This window comes from Corynebacterium glyciniphilum AJ 3170 (genome assembly GCF_000626675.1).
GTDB classification, from domain to species: domain Bacteria; phylum Actinomycetota; class Actinomycetes; order Mycobacteriales; family Mycobacteriaceae; genus Corynebacterium; species Corynebacterium glyciniphilum.
Genome location: NZ_CP006842.1, coordinates 1,900,531 through 1,917,627, shown reverse-complemented (window position 1 = coordinate 1,917,627; position 17,097 = coordinate 1,900,531). Strand labels below are relative to the sequence as shown.

Genomic DNA, 17,097 nt, shown 5'->3' with positions numbered 1-17,097 from the left:
GTGACCGGAACATCGGTGCCAGGCGAGGGGTAGGTGTCAGTTCGCCGGGTCATGTTACGGGACGTTCACCGGAAAAGTGGAAGGGCTCGGTGGGAGGGGGGTTCTCCTAGCGTTTACGACGGGCGATCGCCACGGAGAACAGGACCACGGCGATGCCGACTGCCGACCCGATCACGGTTTCAGCGATGCGGGCCCCCAGCAGCGTGCCGACGGGCTGTGGGTGGGCGAGGAACACCATGAGCAGCGCCAGGGGAGTAATGAAGACGAGGGCCAGCGAGTAGTTCCGCAGGACGAACAGTTCGGCGAGGAACTGCATCACCACCACCCAGACGACGATCTGCCACGGCTGGCTGGGGAACGACAGCAGGAAGGCGGCGACGCCGACGCCGAGTACCGTGCCGACGATCCGGTGCAGCCCCCGCTCGACCTGCTGGCGGTGCCGCGGTGCTGACAGTGGCACGACTGCGGCGACCTGTGCCCAGTAGGGCGAGGCGATACCGGTGAGGGATGCCACCGTACCGCCGAGCAGTGCGGCCGTACCGTAACGGCTGAACTGCCGGATTTTCTCGACACGAGGGAAGGACGGTGGCGAGGGAACGTCGATCCCGGTATTCGCTTCTCCGGTCCACCGGGACAGCCAGCTCAACAGGATGCACCACGACGCTGACCCTGCAGCGATCGCCAGCGCGGTCCACGGGGACGCGGTGACGGGTGCGGACGCGACCGCGGTGGTGGCGAAGACGGTGAACACGGCGCCAGACGGTTTCAGGTCGCGCACCATGATCACCGTCGCTGTCACGGCGGCGACGAGGGAACCTGCCAGTACGGTGACGACGGCATGTGTCATGTCCGTCCAGTTCACGGCCAGTTGGGCGATCACTGCTCCGAGTGCCACGCACACGGTGAGTATGACACCGATGAGGGCCTGGTGACGGAGGCGGATGCGGGTGGGGGCGTAGCGCCCGTAGATCGAGGTGAAGGCCCCGAACGAAGCGAACAGCGACCACTCGATCCGGTCGGCGAGCAGGAGTACGACGACCGGTACCGCCAACGACAGCGCCACACGGACCGCCGGCACCAGGTCCGCCTGTGCCGGCCCGAGAGTGAGCATGCTGCGGGCGGTGGCGCTGACTGAGGAGCGAGACGGCCGCAGTGAGTGGCTCAAGCTCCCTGCCACACGGTGTCGAAGGGGGTGTTGGCGGTGACCCGATGCTCGATGCCGCGGGTGACCAGGTCCTTGGCACGCTGGACGGCTTCGACGATGTCCGTCCCCTTGGCCAGCTCGGCGGTCAGCGCGGCGGCGACGGTGCAACCGGCGCCGGAGACCCGCTGCTCCCCGATCTTCGGGGCGCTGAAGCGGGTGATCTTCTCGCCGTCCCACAGCACGTCCACGGCGTCGTCGCCGGGAAGCTCGACTCCACCCTTGGCCAGGACATAGGGGACGTGCTCACCGATGCGTTTCGCGGCCTCCTCAAGATCCTCGACGGTCTCGATGCTCTCCATGCCGGACAGGGTCTGGGACTCGAAGACATTCGGCGTCACTACCGTGGCCAACGGAAGGATCTTCTCCCGCAATGCGTTGTCGGTGTCCAACGCCGCGCCGGGCTCCTGCCCCTTGCAGATCAGCACGGGGTCGACCACGAGGTTCCTCCAGCTGCGATCGGCGAGCTTCTCGGCCACGGTGTCGATGGTCTGAGGGGTTCCGAGCATGCCGACCTTGGCGGTGTCCATCGACTCGACCGAATGGGTGGCCAGGGCGGCCTCGAACTGCTCGGCGATGATGTCGGGATCCACCGGGTGGAAGCGGTGACCCCAGCTGTTGTTCGGGTCGAAGGCGACAATGCAGCTCAGCGCACCGACACCGTAGACGCCCAGCTGCTGGAAGGTTTTCAGGTCGACCTGGATGCCGGCGCCGCCGGTGGCCTCGGAGCCTGCGATGACGAATGCGATGGGGGGAGTGTTCATACCGACAATGTTAGGACAGGTCCGTGACCGCGTATGTGACAGGTAGCAGGGAATGTGGCGCTGAACCAACTGGGGAATGGATGATGTCCTGTTCGATCAGTGTTGCATGAACCCGTGACAAAGAGGTCACAGGTCTCCGTAGATCACGTGGATAAGATGGATAGAAATCAGGGGCCGCCTCACGTACAGCCGTGCACAGAGGCGAAAGGATCCCATCGCGAGTCCCGGTGGACCTCCAACTCGATGTTATCGGCGATGTCATCCGCAACGGACGGACCTGTCAGCTCCGTGACTAGTGCGTGTGCCATGTCCATCCCTGCAGCGACGCCCGAGGACGTCCATATCGGTACACGGGCACTGTCATCGACGACCCACCGCGCTTGCGGGACCCAGGTCACCCCCCGGCCCTGGGATGTTGCCCACGACCAGGACTTCTTGTTTGAGGTCGCCCGACGCCCATCCAGGACCCCAGCGGCGGCGAGGACGGCGGAGCCCGTGCACACTGAGGTGACCACCGAGGCCCGTCGGCATATGGTGGCGACATCAGAAAGAAAACCCGCGTCACTGATCAATGTACGGCTACCAGGCCCACCAGGAACCAACACGATGTCGGTGCCACCGACCCGGTCCCGTAGGTCCGAGTAGCTAACATCGCTGGTCACTTCTGCCCCCTGGGCGCTGCGCACCGTGTCCCGTCTGGTTGGTCCGGCGTACTGGACTGACCAACCGGGTACATGCGCGAAGAGCTCTACGGGACCGAAAACGTCGAGAACTTCGAAGTCGTCGTAGAGGAGCACGGTTACTGTCCGGGTGTCCTGAGGATCCGATGTATTCACCATGTCGGTATGTCCCCTTTGCCGGGGGTGACGTGCAAGTCGGATTCGACGATGGCGAGATCGTTGATGCTGGCCTCGCGGCGCCGCATCAGGCCATGAGCGTCGAACTCCCACAATTCGTTACCGTACGACCGCCACCACTGACCGTGGACGTCGTGCCACTCGTACTGGAACCTCACGGCGATTCTGTTGTCGTCGAACGCCCAGAGGTTCTTACGGAGTCTGTAGGCCAGTTCCCGGTTCCATTTTTCGGTGAGAAAACGAACGACCGCGTCACGGCCAACGATGTTTTCACTGCGGTTTCGCCAGTTGGTATCAGGTGTGTAGGCGAGTGCCACACGCTCCGGATCACGGGAGTTCCATGCGTCTTCAGCGGCCTGTACCTTGGCGACTGCATTTTCTCGGGTGAAAGGAGGGAGCGGGGGCCTCACCAGCCCTTTTGTCTCGACTGTCATACGGTTCACGCTACGGCGTGGACTTCGCCGCAGTCGAGTGGCATAAATGACCTGTGTCGAACAATTCGCGCCAGCCCCGTTGTGCCCATCAGGTCGTCATCCTGGCCCTTCCTGAGGTAGTCGCTTTCGATCTGTCGACTGCAGCGCAGATCTTCGGGTTCCGGGACGAAGATGAATACCAGGCCACGGTCGTCGGGGCTGCTCCAGGGGATGTGTCTACTTCCACCGGCTTCACCGTCGGGGGTGTAGTGGGCCCAGAGGCGATCCTGCAGGCGGACACCGTGATTGTTCCGGGGTTCAACAGTCGCCTCGACGTTACTGATCCGGCAACAGGTCGAGTGCTCGACCTGTTGCGTTATGCCGTCGAGGATGGCGTCCGAGTCGTCTCGATCTGCACCGGGGCATTCGCGCTTGCTGCCGCGGGGTTACTCGACGGTCGGTCGGCGACTACACACTGGTGTCGCACGGAGGAGCTGCGGTGCAGGTACCCTGCGGTCAGCGTCCACCCCGGTGTCTTGTACATCGACCATGGTGATATCGCGACCAGCGCCGGTGTCGCTGCCGGAATCGACCTCTGTCTGCACCTGGTGCGGCGTGACATGGGAGAGGACGTCGCCGCGCGTATCGCACGACGGATGGTGGTGGCACCTCATCGGACTGGCGGCCAGGCGCAGTTCATTGAGCACCCGACCCCGAAACCGGGCGTCGGTATGTCACCGGTGGTCCAGTGGATGACCGAGCACATGGCTGAACCGTTGACTGTGGCTGAGTGTGCCGACCGGGCCGGAATGTCGTTACGACATTTTCAGCGACGGTTCACCGCGGAGTTCGGGGAACCGCCGGCCGCATGGCTTAACCGTCAACGGGTGACAGAGGCCCGGCGGCTCCTCGAGGTCAGCGACCTCACGGTCGATGCTATTGCCCGACGGACCGGACTTGGCACAGCGACGAACATGCGTCGACATGTGCTGGGTCAGGTAGGGGTCACCCCCACGGCGTACCGCCGGAGTTTCCGGCGGACGCCGTGAGGAAGGCCACGGACCGTCCCACCTACTGCCGGTAACCCGACAGGAAGTTCCCCATCCTCTCCATCGCTGTGGCGAGCACCTTCTCCTCCGGTAGGAGGACGATGCGCAGGTGGTCCGGGGTCGGCCAGTTGAAGCCGGTGCCGTGGACCAGCAGAATGTGCTCACGTTCCAGCAGGTCCATGACCAGTCTCTCGTCGTCGCGGATGTCGTGGACTCCCGGATCCAGGCGGGGGAAGGCGTACAGCGCGCCACGCGGAGTCACGCAGCTCACCCCGTCCATCCTGTTCAGCGCGGTGTCGACGACGTCCCGCTGACGGGCGAGCCGCCCCTCAGGTCCGGTGAGGTCTGCAATGGAGCGGTCGGCGCCACATCCGCTGCCACCAAGCGCAGCCACCACCGCGTGCTGTCCGGGGACATTAGGACACAGGCGTGTTGATGCCATCAGTTCCATGCCGTGCAGGAAATCCGCTGCGTGGTCCTTCGGCCCGGTGACCACCATCCACCCGGCCCGGTAGCCGGCCAGGCGACTGCTCTTCGACAGGCCGGAGTACGACAGTGCCAGCACATCCGGGGCGACCGCGGCAAGGTGGGTGTGGGCTGTTCCGTCGTAGGTGATCTCGTCGTAGATCTCGTCGACCAGCAGCGTCAGTGAGTGCCGCCGGGCGATGTCAGCGATGCCCTCCAGGATGTGCCGTGGGTAGACCGCACCGGTGGGGTTGTTCGGGTTGATCACCACGATCGCCGTGGTACGCCCGGTGATGCGTGCCTCCATGTCCGCAAGGTCGGGGTTCCACCCGTCGTTCTCCTCGCACGTGTAGTGGACGGGGGTGCCGCCGGCAAGGGTCACCATCGCGGTCCACAGCGGGTAGTCGGGTGCGGGAATGAGGATCTCGTCGCCGTTGTCGACGAGGGCCTGGCAGGTCATGGTGATCAGTTCGCTGACGCCGTTGCCGAGGTAGACGTCCTCCCGGCGCAGCGTGGGGAAGCCGGCGACCGTGCTGTACCGGGCGATGACCGCGTCCAGGGCGGCGGGGACGCCGTGGGAGTCCGAGTATCCGTGGGAAACCGGGAGGGTCCGAGACATCTCCGCGGTGATCTGCGGGGGAGCGGTGAAACCGAACGGCTGCGGGTTCCCGATGTTGAGCTTGAGAATGTCGGTTCCGGAGCGCTCCATCTCTGCGGCACGGGCGGCGACAGGGCCGCGGATCTCGTAGAGGACGTTACGGAGTTTCGATGACTGGCGGACGGTCTTCCGGATGTGGTTCATGATTGTCCCTTCATGTCGGGGTGGGATCGGGATGGTGTGTTACGTGCGCGGACAGCCGTTGCCGCGCAGACGATGACGAGTAGACCACTGAGCAGGGTGGGAAGGGTGACGTGTTCCCTCAGCAGCAGCGCGGCCCAGGCGATGCTCAGCAGTGGTTGAACCAGCTGGACCTGACTGACCTGGAGCATGGGGCCGAGAGCGAGACCGCGGTACCAGGCGAAGAACCCCAGGAACATGCTCACCAGGCTGAGGTAGCCGAACGCGGCCCAGGAGTCGGTGTCCACCGCCCACCAGGCTGCCCAGGAGTCAGGCGCGCTTGCCACGGAGAGGACCGTCATCACCGGTAGCCCGAGCACCAGGGCCCAGCAGATGGTCTGCCAGGAGCCGAGGTCCCGGGAGAGCAGCCCTCCTTCCGCGTAGCCGACAGCGCCGGTGGCGACGGCGGCGAGGAGAAGGAGGTCTGCGGCGTGGAGACCCCTCCGGTTCCGCCACTGTGCAGGACGCCGGCAGTGGTGGCCGCGACTGTGCCCAGGGCAGCGGCGCACCAGAATCTGACGCCGGCGCGTTCTTTCGTACGCAGGACTGTGACAGCAGCGGTCGCTGCAGGGAGGGCTGCGATGGCCACGGCACCGTGGGTGGCAGGGACGTCCTGGAGCGCAAGTGAGGTGCATACAGGGAATCCGATCACCACGCCGCCGGTCACCAGGCCCAGTCGCAACCACTGCGGGGCGCGGGGACGTCGTCGATAGCGACCGGTGACGAGGAGCACGATGCCGGCGAGTGCCCCGGCGACGACAGCCCGCCCGGTGCCCGTGAACACCGGGGAGAGCCCTCCGGTGACGGCGACCCGGGTAAGGGGGACGGTCAAGGAGAAGGCAAGGACACCGAGCGCTCCCCACCACAGGCCCGGGGGCAGTATCGGTGGACCGTTCTCGACGGTAGCGCTACTATGATCTTTCATGTCTCAGAGTAGCAGTGCGCACCTTGTGACGGAACTCCGCCAGTGGATCGAGGGGCGTGCGCCCGGAACTAAACTTCCCGCCACCCGGACGCTCGTCCGCGACCACGGGATCGGGCCCGGTACCGTCCAGTCGGCACTGCGCACCCTCACCGCCGAAGGTCTGGTCGAAACACGACCCGGTGTCGGCACCTTCATCGCTGCGGGGCCGACCGGTCGTCGACTCCACCCCGCCGACTACTCCTGGCAGGCCGGTGCGCTCGGTGCCGCCACCTCTGTCGGAGCGACGACAGCTGCCTCCGGTGGCAGTGAGGACGGACCACTGCGCCCCACGCCCGAAGACGCCGTCAGTCTGCACAACGGTTACCCCGACCGGCGGCTGCTGCCGGAGAAAATCGTGCGGCAGGCTCTGGCCCGTGCCGCCCGTAGCGACGCAGCGGTCGCTGCAGCCCCACGTGCCGGGGTACCCGAACTGCGTCAGTGGTTCGCCCATGAACTCGGTCAACACACCCCCGCAGGGACAACGCCCGCCGCCGCTGCCGATGTCACTGTCCTGCCGGGGACGCAATCCGGTCTCGCGGCGATCTTCCGGGCCGTCGCTGCTCCCGGCGCCCCTGTCGTCATCGAGTCACCCACCTACTGGGGCGCAATCCTCGCCGCCGGGGAATCCGGGGTCCAACTGGTTCCGGCGGTGGGTAGTGACGACGGGCCGGACCCCGTCGAACTCGACAGAACATTCGCGCGTACCGGTGCCCGCGCCTTCTATGCCCAACCGCGCTACGCCAACCCCACCGGAATCACCTGGTCACCAACACGCCGAGGCGAGATCATCGAGGTCCTTGAGCGACACGGTGCCTTCCTCATCGAAGACGACTGGGCACACGATTTCGGTATGACCGACCATCCCGAGCAGGCGCCAATGGCGGCCCAGGACGATGCAGGGAGGGTGATCTACCTGCGCTCGCTGACCAAGAGCGTCTCCCCGGCGTTACGCGTGGGCACCGTCATCGCCCGAGGACCTGTCGGCGAGCGGATCCGCGCCAACGTCGCAGCCTCGGCAATGTACGTCAGCCCCCTGCTTCAGGCCGCGGCCCTGGATGTCGTCAGTCAACCGGCCTGGCGGACACACCGGGCGTCGCTCCGGGGCCAGTTGCGCTCCCGCCGCGACTTGCTGGCCGACGCGGTCCATACGCGCCTTCCGGACGCGGTGCTGTCCGGGCTGCCCGGCGGGGGCCTCAACCTGTGGGTACGGCTTCCCGACACGACCGACCTGCGCTGTCTGGTCGTCGACTGTGAACGCGCCGGGGTGATGATCGCCTCCGGTGACGGCCTGTTCCCCGCAGAACCCACCGGAAAATTCATCCGGCTCAACTTCGCCGGCCCCGACCCCGGGCGATTCGAGCCGGCTGTCAGGACGATCGCCGAGGTCTTGTCGCGCTGCCGCTGACCTGCTCGAGTACCTCTGCGACACCGTCATCGTCCGCGCTTGCGGTGACCTCGTCGGAGGCGGCGAGGACTGCCGGATCCGCATTGGCCACGGCGACGCCCCGACCTGCCCACCGCAGCATGTCGACGTCATTCAGCCCGTCGCCGAGGGCCAGCACCTCGTGGGCACCGATTCCCAGGTGGGAACACAGTCGGGCCAGCCCGGCAGCCTTGGACACTCCGGCAGCCATCACCTCCACAAACGGGGCGCCCGACAGCGTGACCTCCACCCCTCCGAGCTGGCTGACCTCGTCGGAGACTGCGGCGAACAGATCCGCAGCGGGGACCGTCGGATGGCGGAAGACGAGTTTTCCTGCAGGCACTGACACAAGCGTGCCGGTATCTGCGCGCTCCATCGATGCCGGATCGCGGCTGTGGTCGGTTGTGGATGCCAGCGCGGCGTACCCGTCCTCGGCGAGGAACCGGGCGCCGAGGTCCCGGACAGCGGCGAAGCAGGCACCGGGGACGCGACTGCGGACAGTTTCGACCACCCGGGCCAGGGAGTCCGGTGCAGCCTCGATGTTCAACAACACCTCGCCACTGTCCAGGTGCACGCCGCTGGCACCGTTGCCGCAGACCGCCCAGTCCGAGAATCGTGTACGCCCGTTGACGGCGTGGACGCCGCGGACGTTGCGCGCGGTGGCAGGAATGATCCGCACACCAGCGGCCCGGACGGCATCGAGCGCGGCGACCGTGCGGTCACTGACCGTCTTGTCGCTCCGCAACAGTGTGTTGTCCAGGTCAGTGGCGATCAGTCGGACCGCCGTCATCCTGGTGTCATTCTGGTGCGTCGCCGGGAACTGTGCCGGGAACGAGGGTGCCGAGCTCTTCGCCGTCGCGTCCGAGTACGGTGAGGACCTCGTCGTCCAGCTCCACGGAGGTGACCCCGAGCAGCCACTGTGACCAGCCGTCCCCGCAGGCCATCATCGTGGTGGGAAAAGGCTCCACCGTCGCGGTGGTGCCGTCAACGGAGTAGGTGGTGGTGATGCCGTTGCAGGCGTCGCTGCCGGTGATACCCCCGTCCCCGTCGAAGCTGAGGTAGCCTTTCCCGTCGGGATCCACCCAGGTGCCGGCGAAGTCGGCCAGGGACTCGTGCGGGGTGTCATGCGGGGTGTCGGTCACAGTGCTGGGCTCCGAAGTCTGGTTCGTTGTGGTCGTCGGGGGTGCGTCAGGCTCGTCCGAGCTGCCGCATGCCGCCAGGCCCACGGTGAGAAAGGCTGCGACGAGGGCGACGGTCGGGCGTCCTGTCTGCATCAGACAGCCGGGCGCAGGACGCCGAGGACGCCGCCGTCGTCACCGTGGACGACGAGGACCGCGCCGTAGTGGTGGATGGTGGACACACCCTGCAGCCACTGGCTCCACGGTCCGGTGCAGGCCATCATCGTGGAGAGGAAGGGGTCGACGTCGGCGACGTTGCCGGTGACGGTATAGGCCGAACCAATCCCGTTGCATCCATCGGTGCCGGAGATCCGGCCCTGGTCGAACGTAATCGTGGCCCCGCCGGTCGGGTTGGCGTCGACCCAGGTACCCGTGAAGGGGACTGCAGGCAGAGACGGCAGAGACGGTAGAGAAGACCCGGGGATCTCCGGTTGCGCGGCAGCGGTCGGGGTCCCTGCCAGGCCGACAACGGCCAGGGCCGCGACGGCTCCGGTGAGAACTTTTCGGGTGAGGGTCATGACGATCCACTCCTTGGTGGGGTCGGTGAGGCTCGCTTCTGCTATCTGTCTCATCGCCACGGGCTATCGGGGCGTTAGCCGGTGATCTCGTCGAGGGCACCGTCGCGCAGGAAGTTGCCCGCCATCTCGACAGCGGGTCCAGAGGAGTCGGCACCTTCGATGAATACACAGAATGCGAGGTCGCCGACACTACCGACGAACCAGCCGTGGGCGTCGCCGTCGCCGATCTCGGCGGTGCCGGTCTTCCCACCCAACCCGTCGACGTCGTTGAGGGAGGAGGCGGTACCGGAGGTCACTGCTTCCCGCATCATGGACCGCAGGGCGTCAACGACCTCCGGATCGAGTGCGTCGGGTGCTCGGCCGTCCAGGTCGCTGCTCGTCTCTTCTCCCTGGATCACCGACGGGGTGACCATCGTGCCGTTATTGGCGACCGAGGCCTCCATGAGCGCGAGGCCGAACGGAGAGGCCAGCACCTCGCCCTGTCCGATCGCCGACTCGACCCGTGCGGCACCAGGCTCGGTGACCGGAACGGATCCGGTCATACTCGTCATTCCCGGTGCATCGAAGTCGACCCCCAGTCCCAGCTGGGTTGCGGTGTCCTTCAGATCCGACGGTTCGAGGCCGCGGGATATCAACGCCTGGGTGGTGTTGCAGGATTCGGCGAACGCGGTGTGCATGGGCACGGTCCCCAGGTCGAAGTCATTGTCGTTGGGGATGATCCTGCCGTCGACATCGATCTCGGCGGGGCACTGGACCTCCTCGTCCGGACTGACGGTTCCCCGGCTGAGTGCTGCAGCGGTCGTCACCGTCTTGAACGTGGAGCCGGGCGGGAACTGGCCCGTCATTGCAGGGGTGCCCTGACTGTCCGCTGCGGCATTCTGTGCAGAGGCGACGAGGCCCCCGGTGGAGGGGTTGATCGCCACGATGGATGCCGCGCGGTCTTCTGCGTCCAGGGCGCGTTGCGCCGCTGCCTGGACTCCCATATCCATGGTCGTCCGGATCGGATCGGAGCTTTCTGCTTCCTCGCGTCCCAGAATCTCGCCTTCCAGGCCCTGTTCCTCGTCGCCGGTGGTGGTCAGCGTCCACCCGGAGGTGTCGTCGAGGCGCTGTTCCCAGTACGCACGCACGTCAGCGTCAACCGGGGACGACGTTCCGTCGGAGGACAGCAGGCGTCCCTCCTCCCGTGAGCTCACTCCGGCGATGTCCTCGAGGGCGTCCGCGACGTCCTCGGCGTCGTCGGGGCGCAGCGAGAACAACGTGGTGCCGTCGTCGCCTGCCTCGGTGATCTGCGAGGCGATGTCGTCGGTGTCGATGTCCTCGATCGCCGGACGTACCGCCACGGCAATGGCGGCGGCCTGTTGCTCAGGTGTCATCTCGTCGGTTCCGGCAGCGGAGAAGACAGTCACCGGGGTCCAGGACATCTGGGTGTCGTTGCGGGCGTCGAGAACGGGGAGATCGTAGGTGCGGTCGTCGGAGTAGGACACCGTTGTGTCGGGAGTCAGGGCGGAGGCGAAGATCCGCGGGTCCCAGGCCACGGGGTCACCGTCACCGTCGGTCGTCGACAATGTCCCGTCGGAGGTGACCTCGTCACCGGAGGGGACGGTCCACGTCGTTGTCGTCGCACCGTCGTCGACGTCCAGGTGCACAGCAGTGTCGCCGATGGAAGCGTCCAGGTCAGCGAGGTAGTGCTCCGCGGTGTCCGGATCGTCGGTGTGCGCGGCGGCTCCGGCCCAGTCACCGTCGTTGACCAGATCGATGAACTCGTCGGTGGAGGAGTCGCTCCACGGCGCCGAACACCCGCCGAGCAGTAAGGCGGTGGACAGGAGAGCTCCTGTAACGGGCAGGCAGGTCCGTCGGGCAGGTGTTCTCATGTCCCCAAGTTCACCGTCCCTTGTACGTGGATGCAAGCGTTCCGGAAAACGGGGTAGTTTTGATCTCAAACGGGAGTGCCGGAGAATCGGCCTTCCCACAACCGTTCCAGGAGGCTACCGGACATGATCGAGAATGACTTCTATACTGCACAGACCCAGGGTCCCTACGAGACAGCGTCCATCGGACGGCTCGACCTCGAGGACGGGGGAGTGATCGACGACTGCTGGCTGGCCTACGCCACCGCCGGCCACCTCAATGAGGACAAGACGAACGCGATCCTCATTCCCACCTGGTACTCCGGCACCCACGGGACCTGGTTCCAGCAGTACATCGGCCCCGGTCATGCACTGGACCCGGCAGAATACTTCATCATCTGCGTCAATCAGATCGGCAACGGCATGTCCGTGTCCCCGAGGAACACCGCCGACGACTCCATCGCGATGTCGTCATTCCCGAAGGTGAGGATCGGCGACGACGTCGTGGCCCAGCAGCGGCTGCTCCATCAGAAGTTTGGCATCGAGGAACTCTTCGCCGTCGTGGGCGGGTCCATGGGGGCCCAGCAGACCTATGAGTGGATCGTGCGTTTCCCGGACAGGGTTCACCGTGCCGCAGCGATCGCCGGAACGGCACAGAACACCCCCCACGACTTCCTGTTCACCCAGACCCTCAACGAGGCCATCGAATCCGATCCCGGTTATGCCGGGGGCGAGTACACCTCCCACACTGACGTCTCCGAGGGCCTGCGACGGCAGTCCCACCTGTGGGCCGTGATGGGGTTCTCTACCGAGTGGTGGAAAAAGGAGGCATGGCGTGGACTCGGTCTCGACGCGCCGGACGCCGTGCTGGCGGACTTCCTGGATCCGCTGTTCATGTCGATGGATCCGAACACTCTGCTGAACAATGCGTGGAAATGGCAGAGAGGCGATGTGTCCCGGCACACCGGCGGCGACCTTGCCGCAGCTCTCGGCCGTGTCACAGCGACGACTTTCGTGATGCCGGTCAGCGAAGACTTGTTCTTCCCGGTCCGTGACTGCGCTGCAGAACAGGAGCTGATCCCCGGCAGTGAACTGCGGGTCATCGACGACGACGCGGGACATCTCGGACTGTTCAACATCAGCCCGGACTACATGAGTCAGATCGACGCGAACCTCACCGACCTGTTCTCCCGGTAGAGCGTCCGCGCATCGTGTCACTGGAGAAATGAGAGGGCAGTCGGCGCCGTGTTCAGGACGATGACCACCCCGACGATGCCCACTGCCCACGAGAATGCTCCCGCCGCACCGCGCACACTCCAGTCGTGGACACGGGCGAGCAGACTGTCCAGACGGGCCCCGCCCACCAACCGTGCCACCGCCAGGACTGCGGCCGGAACGACCATGACGACACAGTAGGCGACAAGAATGACCGCCGAACGTCCGAGGCCGGCGCCACTGTCGACGATGATGCCGATCGCCGCTAGATAAGGGATCATCGTCGCCACTTCCGCGAGCCCCGCCACCAGCGCCAGTCCGGTCAACGCCCGGTAACTGGTGCTCGCCCCGCGGACACGCTCCGACCACCGGCGTGCACCTGCCTCCGGGTCTCCACCGCGCTTGCGGATAGCTTTCGGGTCGATCCGGAACGACCACACCACCAGAAGGACACCCAGGACGGCATACACCGTCATCGCACCCGACGAGGTCAGAGTATCGCCGAAGCGCTCGAGCAGCGGAAGGGCCCCGGCGGTGAGTGCGACGCCGACCGCCCAGTAGAAGGCGCCGATGACTGCCAGATAGTAGAAGGTCGCCGCGACGACTCTCCTGGTGGCCCCTCCGGCGCCACCACTGATGACGAGAAGCAGGAGCGGCACAACCAGCGTTCCGATGCTCGTCGAGTCGACGAGTGCCAGGACGGCCAGGGACAGGTAACTGACAGAATCTGGGAGAGAATCCATGTCTCTCATCATTCCCGGCCAGGTGACCGCGCGATCTCCTCCATCGGTAGGAGATTTCACATCCGTGCCCCTTGCTAGCCTTGCTTCCATGGACACCGGTCGTTTTCCCGTCATCAGCTGGAGTGACGTCCGTGCCGCGCTGCTCTACGCGGTCGTGGTTGTCGTGTTGTACCTGTCCGGGGTCACCAACCAACCATTCCTCAGCGGTGTATTCGACGCGACGCCGTGGCCCGCTGCCGCCTCACTGGTGTTGATGCTGGTCGGTGCGCTGGGCACCCTCGTCCGGTCCTCACATCCTGGACTGCTCCTTGTGGTGGTTGTTCCCGTGAGCCTGTTGGAACTCCTCTTCGGCGACCAGGTCAGTGCCTACATCCTTCTCGTCGAAGGGCTGTGGGCGCCGGTGGCGAGGGGCAGCGCCCGATCTGCGCGATCTGCCACGGTCACGGGGGTCGTCGTCGGTGCTGTGATGGGGATGGCGATGCTGGTGAGTTGGGGCGATGCCGTTCCTCTGGGGACCGCGGTCGTCATCGGAGCGATGATCATTGTGGTCGCCGTGTTCACCCCGTTGGCCTGGGGTTGGGAGGTACGACACCACAAGGTGGCCCAGGAGGCGGCCGAAGAACTCGCCCGTACCGAACACGAACTCGCCGGTGAACGCGCCGCCCGCGAAGTGGAGTTGGACCGGCTGCAGATCGCCCAGGACCTGCACGACGTGGTGGCAGGGCACCTGACCGCAGTCTCGCTGCACACGAGTCTGGCTCTGGAACTGGATGAACCTGTCGCCCGGGCGCGGTCCCTCGAAACCGCCAGGGACAGCGCGGAGGCGGCATTGGGTGACTTACGGGAGGTGATCGGGGTGCTGGCGGGCCCCGGCACCGCGGCGGGGCAGCAGGCGTCATCCATGGTGCCGACGCTCAACTGGGAGATCTTCCGGCAGCGTCTGGGGGAGGAGGCTGTCGTCGAGACTGACCCGCAGGTCGACGACCCCGCAATCGTGCCGACCAGCATCCGTACCGTACTACTGCATATCGGCGCGGAGGCAGTCACCAACGCCGTACGGCACGGAGCCTCACCACGTTCCCTGCGCGTGACCGTCCACTCCGGCCACGTGGAACTGGACTGCCGGAACCGCTGTCTGCCCCCGAGGCCGACAGCGACGGCGGAGACCACCACTCTCGGATTACGGGCCATGGACAACCGTGCGCGTGCGCTCGGAGGCACGGTAGTGGCAGGGACACACGGAGAAACCGGGTCTGTCCCCGACACCTGGCGGGTCCGTGCACGCCTGCCGTTGCACGCGACCGGGGACGGGGACCGGTAATGCCCAGTGCACCGATCAGAGTCGTCGTTGCCGACGACCAGGCGGCCTTCCGGGCAGGGATCCTCACCCTGGTTGCTTCTGCTCCTGACATGTCCGTGGTCGGGGAAGCAGACGACGGCCCGTCCACGGTCGACGTCGCGATCCGGGCACGTCCGGACGTCGTCCTGACTGACGTGCGGATGCCCGGTGCCAGCGGAATCGAGATCACCCCTGCCTTATGCTCCGCCGGGTGCCGGGTCCTGGTGATCTCCGCCTTCGGGCTCGACGGAGATGTTCTCGACGCCATCGGCGCAGGCGCCGACGGGTACCTGGTGAAGACGGAACGTCCGGCCAATATCCTTGCCGCAATCCGTTCCGTGGCGCAGGGAGACGCCGCGTTATCCAACGAGACCACCACCGCTGTGCTCACCGCCCTCCGGCAGCGCGCGGAACGCGCAGAGTCCGTTCACAGCAGGGGTACCAGGACCGATCACGGGTCGGACTCCGAGAGCGTTCACCTGACAGGTAGGGAAGAAGAGGTCCTGGGCCTGGTAGCCGCCGGACTGTCCAACAACCAGATCGCAGCAGAACTACACATCAGCGAAACCACGGTGAAAACCCACCTGGGGAACCTGTTCGCCAAGATCGGTGCGGTCTCGCGGCTCCAGGCAGCCCTGTGGCACCGGGAACACCGGGTACAGTGAGCCAAGTGAGCGAATACGCAGACGTCAGTGCCGTCACACCATCCGGTGACCACCTCTGGTCCGCCGAAATCGACCCGGGGTGGACGATCTTGGGCAACCCCAACGGTGGTTACCTGCAGACCGTCATGGCCCGTGCTGCGGTGGCGGAGGCCGAGGCCGGGGGAACGACCGACGATGGTTCCCACCCGCATATCGTCGCTGCGTCAACCCACTTCCTGCGGTCACCACGACCCGGTCCGGTGGAGCTGGTGTCCGAACGTATGCGCACAGGCCGGACCACCACCCAGGTTCGTGTCCGGATGATCCAGGCCAACCAGATCACCGGTGAGTCGCTGTTCACACTCGGAGAGCTCACGGCGGCGGATATCGACTGGACCACGCTGAACCTGCCTGATCCCGGAGCCCCGTTCTCGGACTGCACGCGGTTCACACCGCCGCGAGAGCAGTTTCCCGTGGAGATCCTCCACCGCGCCGGGCTGTACCTGCACCCCGGCCAGACCGCTCTTACAGAAGGAAAACCCCGCGGACTCGGTGAAGTCCGAGCATGGGTGGAACTGCCTGACGGTGAGAACTTCACCCCCGAGTCCCTGTTGCTCGCTGCAGACATCCTGCCACCGGCGCCCTTCGATATCAGGCCAGGTGGTTGGGTCCCCACCATCGAACTGTCGACCTACATCCGTGCGGTGCCTGTGCCCGGACCGGTGAACGTCCTGTTGACGGCCAATCTCATCCAGGGCGACCGGGTCGACGAATCTGCGACCGTGTGGGATGCGGCAGGCAATCTCGTCGCACAGTCCCACCAGTTCGCCGGAATCCGGTTCACGTGACCGTGAAGTACACCCACGGACACGGCCCGGCGGTTCTCGCCAACCACCTGACGCGCACTGCGCAGGATTCGTTGGCATTCGTCCTCCCGTACCTGCACCGCGATTCCCGTGTTCTCGACGTGGGGTGTGGTCACGGATCGATCACACTGGACCTTGCGGCGGTCATCGCCGGCCAGGGTGGGTCAGCGTCCCAGGTCGTCGGTGTGGAAAACACGCCGGCACCCGTGACTGCTGCCGAGGAGCTGGCACGCCGTCGCGGCATTGGTGCGGTGTTCATGACCGGAGACGCCCAGGCACTGCCGTTTCAGGACGGGACCTTCGACGTCGTCGTCGCACACCAGGTGCTGCAGCACCTGGGTGACCCGGTCGGCGCATTGCGCGAGTTCGCGCGCGTCGCTGCCCCTGGCGGCATTGTCGCGGTACGGGACGCCGACTACGAGGGCATGTTCTTCCACCCGCAGCCGGAGGGAATTCTGGAATGGCAGCGTGACTACCGGCGTCGGGCACGGGCCAACGGGGGCGAGCCCGATGCAGGGCGGCACCTGCCGCAGTGGGCCCGCGCCGCAGGTTTCAGCGCTGGGCAGCTCACCTACAGCACGACGACGTGGCAGTACAGTGCCGGAGCGGGAGCCTCGTGGCTGGCGGATAACTGGATCCGTCGCACTTGTGAGTCTGCTGCCGTCACGGCGGACGATACCGACCGGATCTGTGCCGGATGGCGGTCCTGGAGCGAAGACGATGCCGCGGTGTTCGTGATGCCGCACGGCGAGTTGTTGATCCGGGTGTGACCA

The 17,097-nt window shown here is 65.9% G+C and carries 19 protein-coding genes; 7 read left to right on the top strand and 12 right to left on the bottom strand.

The window, feature by feature from the left end; translation table 11 throughout:
- Positions 1-106: 106 nt before the first annotated feature.
- The 4 genes from CGLY_RS09030 to CGLY_RS09015 form a co-directional block, all read right to left on the bottom strand.
- Positions 107-1,165 carry an FUSC family protein gene (locus CGLY_RS09030; protein WP_227590230.1) on the bottom strand — a complete coding sequence of 353 codons (1,059 nt, stop codon included), beginning with the start codon at positions 1,163-1,165 and terminating at the stop codon, positions 107-109.
- Positions 1,162-1,965, bottom strand: a complete 804-nt coding sequence (gene thiD, locus CGLY_RS09025; RefSeq protein WP_038548748.1) for a bifunctional hydroxymethylpyrimidine kinase/phosphomethylpyrimidine kinase — start codon at positions 1,963-1,965, stop codon at positions 1,162-1,164. The genes CGLY_RS09030 and thiD overlap by 4 nt, the downstream gene beginning before the upstream one ends.
- 179 nt (positions 1,966-2,144) lie before the next feature.
- Positions 2,145-2,804, bottom strand: coding sequence for a DJ-1/PfpI family protein (locus CGLY_RS09020; protein WP_052539958.1), 660 nt, complete (start codon positions 2,802-2,804; stop codon positions 2,145-2,147).
- Positions 2,798-3,256 (bottom strand): nuclear transport factor 2 family protein, encoded by a 459-nt coding sequence (locus tag CGLY_RS09015; RefSeq protein WP_038548745.1) that lies wholly within the window; start codon positions 3,254-3,256, stop codon positions 2,798-2,800. The genes CGLY_RS09020 and CGLY_RS09015 overlap by 7 nt, the downstream gene beginning before the upstream one ends.
- 53 nt (positions 3,257-3,309) lie before the next feature.
- Between CGLY_RS09015 and CGLY_RS09010 the strand changes: the two genes are divergently transcribed.
- Entirely contained in the window at positions 3,310-4,284 is a 975-nt protein-coding gene (locus CGLY_RS09010; protein ID WP_038548742.1) for a GlxA family transcriptional regulator, read from the top strand.
- Positions 4,285-4,306: 22 nt separating this feature from the next.
- On the opposite strand, the gene CGLY_RS09005 is transcribed toward CGLY_RS09010, so the two are convergent.
- Genes CGLY_RS09005 through CGLY_RS17770 form a run of 3 tightly spaced genes read right to left on the bottom strand, consistent with a single transcriptional unit; the run spans position 4,307 to position 6,512 of the window.
- The gene (locus CGLY_RS09005) at positions 4,307-5,551 is read right to left on the bottom strand and encodes a pyridoxal phosphate-dependent aminotransferase (protein ID WP_038548739.1); all 1,245 of its coding nucleotides are present in this window, start codon (positions 5,549-5,551) and stop codon (positions 4,307-4,309) included.
- Complete coding sequence (locus CGLY_RS17775) at positions 5,548-5,955, bottom strand: DMT family transporter (RefSeq protein WP_227590444.1); 408 nt, start codon at positions 5,953-5,955, stop codon at positions 5,548-5,550. The genes CGLY_RS09005 and CGLY_RS17775 overlap by 4 nt, the downstream gene beginning before the upstream one ends.
- Entirely contained in the window at positions 5,889-6,512 is a 624-nt protein-coding gene (locus CGLY_RS17770; RefSeq protein WP_227590229.1) for an EamA family transporter, read from the bottom strand. Before CGLY_RS17770 ends, CGLY_RS17775 begins: the two co-directional genes overlap by 67 nt.
- Between CGLY_RS17770 and CGLY_RS08995 the strand changes: the two genes are divergently transcribed.
- A complete protein-coding gene (locus tag CGLY_RS08995; RefSeq protein WP_038548736.1) occupies positions 6,511-7,956 on the top strand; it encodes an aminotransferase-like domain-containing protein in 1,446 nt (481 codons plus the stop codon). The genes CGLY_RS17770 and CGLY_RS08995 overlap by 2 nt on opposite strands.
- Here the strand turns inward: CGLY_RS08995 and CGLY_RS08990 are convergent.
- Genes CGLY_RS08990 through CGLY_RS08975 form a run of 4 tightly spaced genes read right to left on the bottom strand, consistent with a single transcriptional unit; the run spans position 7,919 to position 11,541 of the window.
- Positions 7,919-8,764 carry a Cof-type HAD-IIB family hydrolase gene (locus CGLY_RS08990; RefSeq protein WP_038548733.1) on the bottom strand — a complete coding sequence of 282 codons (846 nt, stop codon included), beginning with the start codon at positions 8,762-8,764 and terminating at the stop codon, positions 7,919-7,921. The two genes, CGLY_RS08995 and CGLY_RS08990, sit on opposite strands and share 38 nt — an antisense overlap.
- Before the next feature lie 7 nt (positions 8,765-8,771).
- A complete protein-coding gene (locus tag CGLY_RS16755; protein WP_052539956.1) occupies positions 8,772-9,248 on the bottom strand; it encodes an META domain-containing protein in 477 nt (158 codons plus the stop codon).
- Positions 9,248-9,724 carry an META domain-containing protein gene (locus tag CGLY_RS08980; RefSeq protein ID WP_227590228.1) on the bottom strand — a complete coding sequence of 159 codons (477 nt, stop codon included), beginning with the start codon at positions 9,722-9,724 and terminating at the stop codon, positions 9,248-9,250. The genes CGLY_RS16755 and CGLY_RS08980 overlap by 1 nt, the downstream gene beginning before the upstream one ends.
- Positions 9,725-9,744: 20 nt before the next feature.
- Positions 9,745-11,541, bottom strand: coding sequence for a penicillin-binding transpeptidase domain-containing protein (locus CGLY_RS08975; RefSeq protein ID WP_052539954.1), 1,797 nt, complete (start codon positions 11,539-11,541; stop codon positions 9,745-9,747).
- Between the two features lie 123 nt (positions 11,542-11,664).
- On the opposite strand from CGLY_RS08975, the gene CGLY_RS08970 reads away from it, so the two are divergent.
- The gene (locus CGLY_RS08970; RefSeq protein ID WP_038548727.1) at positions 11,665-12,714 is read left to right on the top strand and encodes an alpha/beta fold hydrolase; all 1,050 of its coding nucleotides are present in this window, start codon (positions 11,665-11,667) and stop codon (positions 12,712-12,714) included.
- A 17-nt stretch (positions 12,715-12,731) separates the two neighbouring features.
- Here the strand turns inward: CGLY_RS08970 and CGLY_RS08965 are convergent, their stop codons facing one another.
- Positions 12,732-13,475 carry a GAP family protein gene (locus CGLY_RS08965; protein ID WP_038548712.1) on the bottom strand — a complete coding sequence of 248 codons (744 nt, stop codon included), beginning with the start codon at positions 13,473-13,475 and terminating at the stop codon, positions 12,732-12,734.
- An 88-nt stretch (positions 13,476-13,563) separates the two neighbouring features.
- On the opposite strand from CGLY_RS08965, the gene CGLY_RS08960 reads away from it, so the two are divergent.
- The 4 genes from CGLY_RS08960 to CGLY_RS08945 are packed head-to-tail and all read left to right on the top strand — an operon-like array spanning position 13,564 to position 17,094.
- Positions 13,564-14,796, top strand: a complete 1,233-nt coding sequence (locus CGLY_RS08960) for a sensor histidine kinase (protein ID WP_052539952.1) — start codon at positions 13,564-13,566, stop codon at positions 14,794-14,796.
- Positions 14,796-15,479: a LuxR C-terminal-related transcriptional regulator gene (locus CGLY_RS08955; protein WP_038548709.1), complete on the top strand. Its 684-nt coding sequence runs from the start codon at positions 14,796-14,798 to the stop codon at positions 15,477-15,479. The genes CGLY_RS08960 and CGLY_RS08955 overlap by 1 nt, the downstream gene beginning before the upstream one ends.
- 5 nt (positions 15,480-15,484) lie before the next feature.
- Entirely contained in the window at positions 15,485-16,306 is an 822-nt protein-coding gene (locus CGLY_RS08950) for a thioesterase family protein (protein ID WP_052539951.1), read from the top strand.
- Positions 16,303-17,094: a class I SAM-dependent methyltransferase gene (locus CGLY_RS08945; protein ID WP_038548703.1), complete on the top strand. Its 792-nt coding sequence runs from the start codon at positions 16,303-16,305 to the stop codon at positions 17,092-17,094. The genes CGLY_RS08950 and CGLY_RS08945 overlap by 4 nt, the downstream gene beginning before the upstream one ends.
- Positions 17,095-17,097 lie beyond the last annotated feature (3 nt).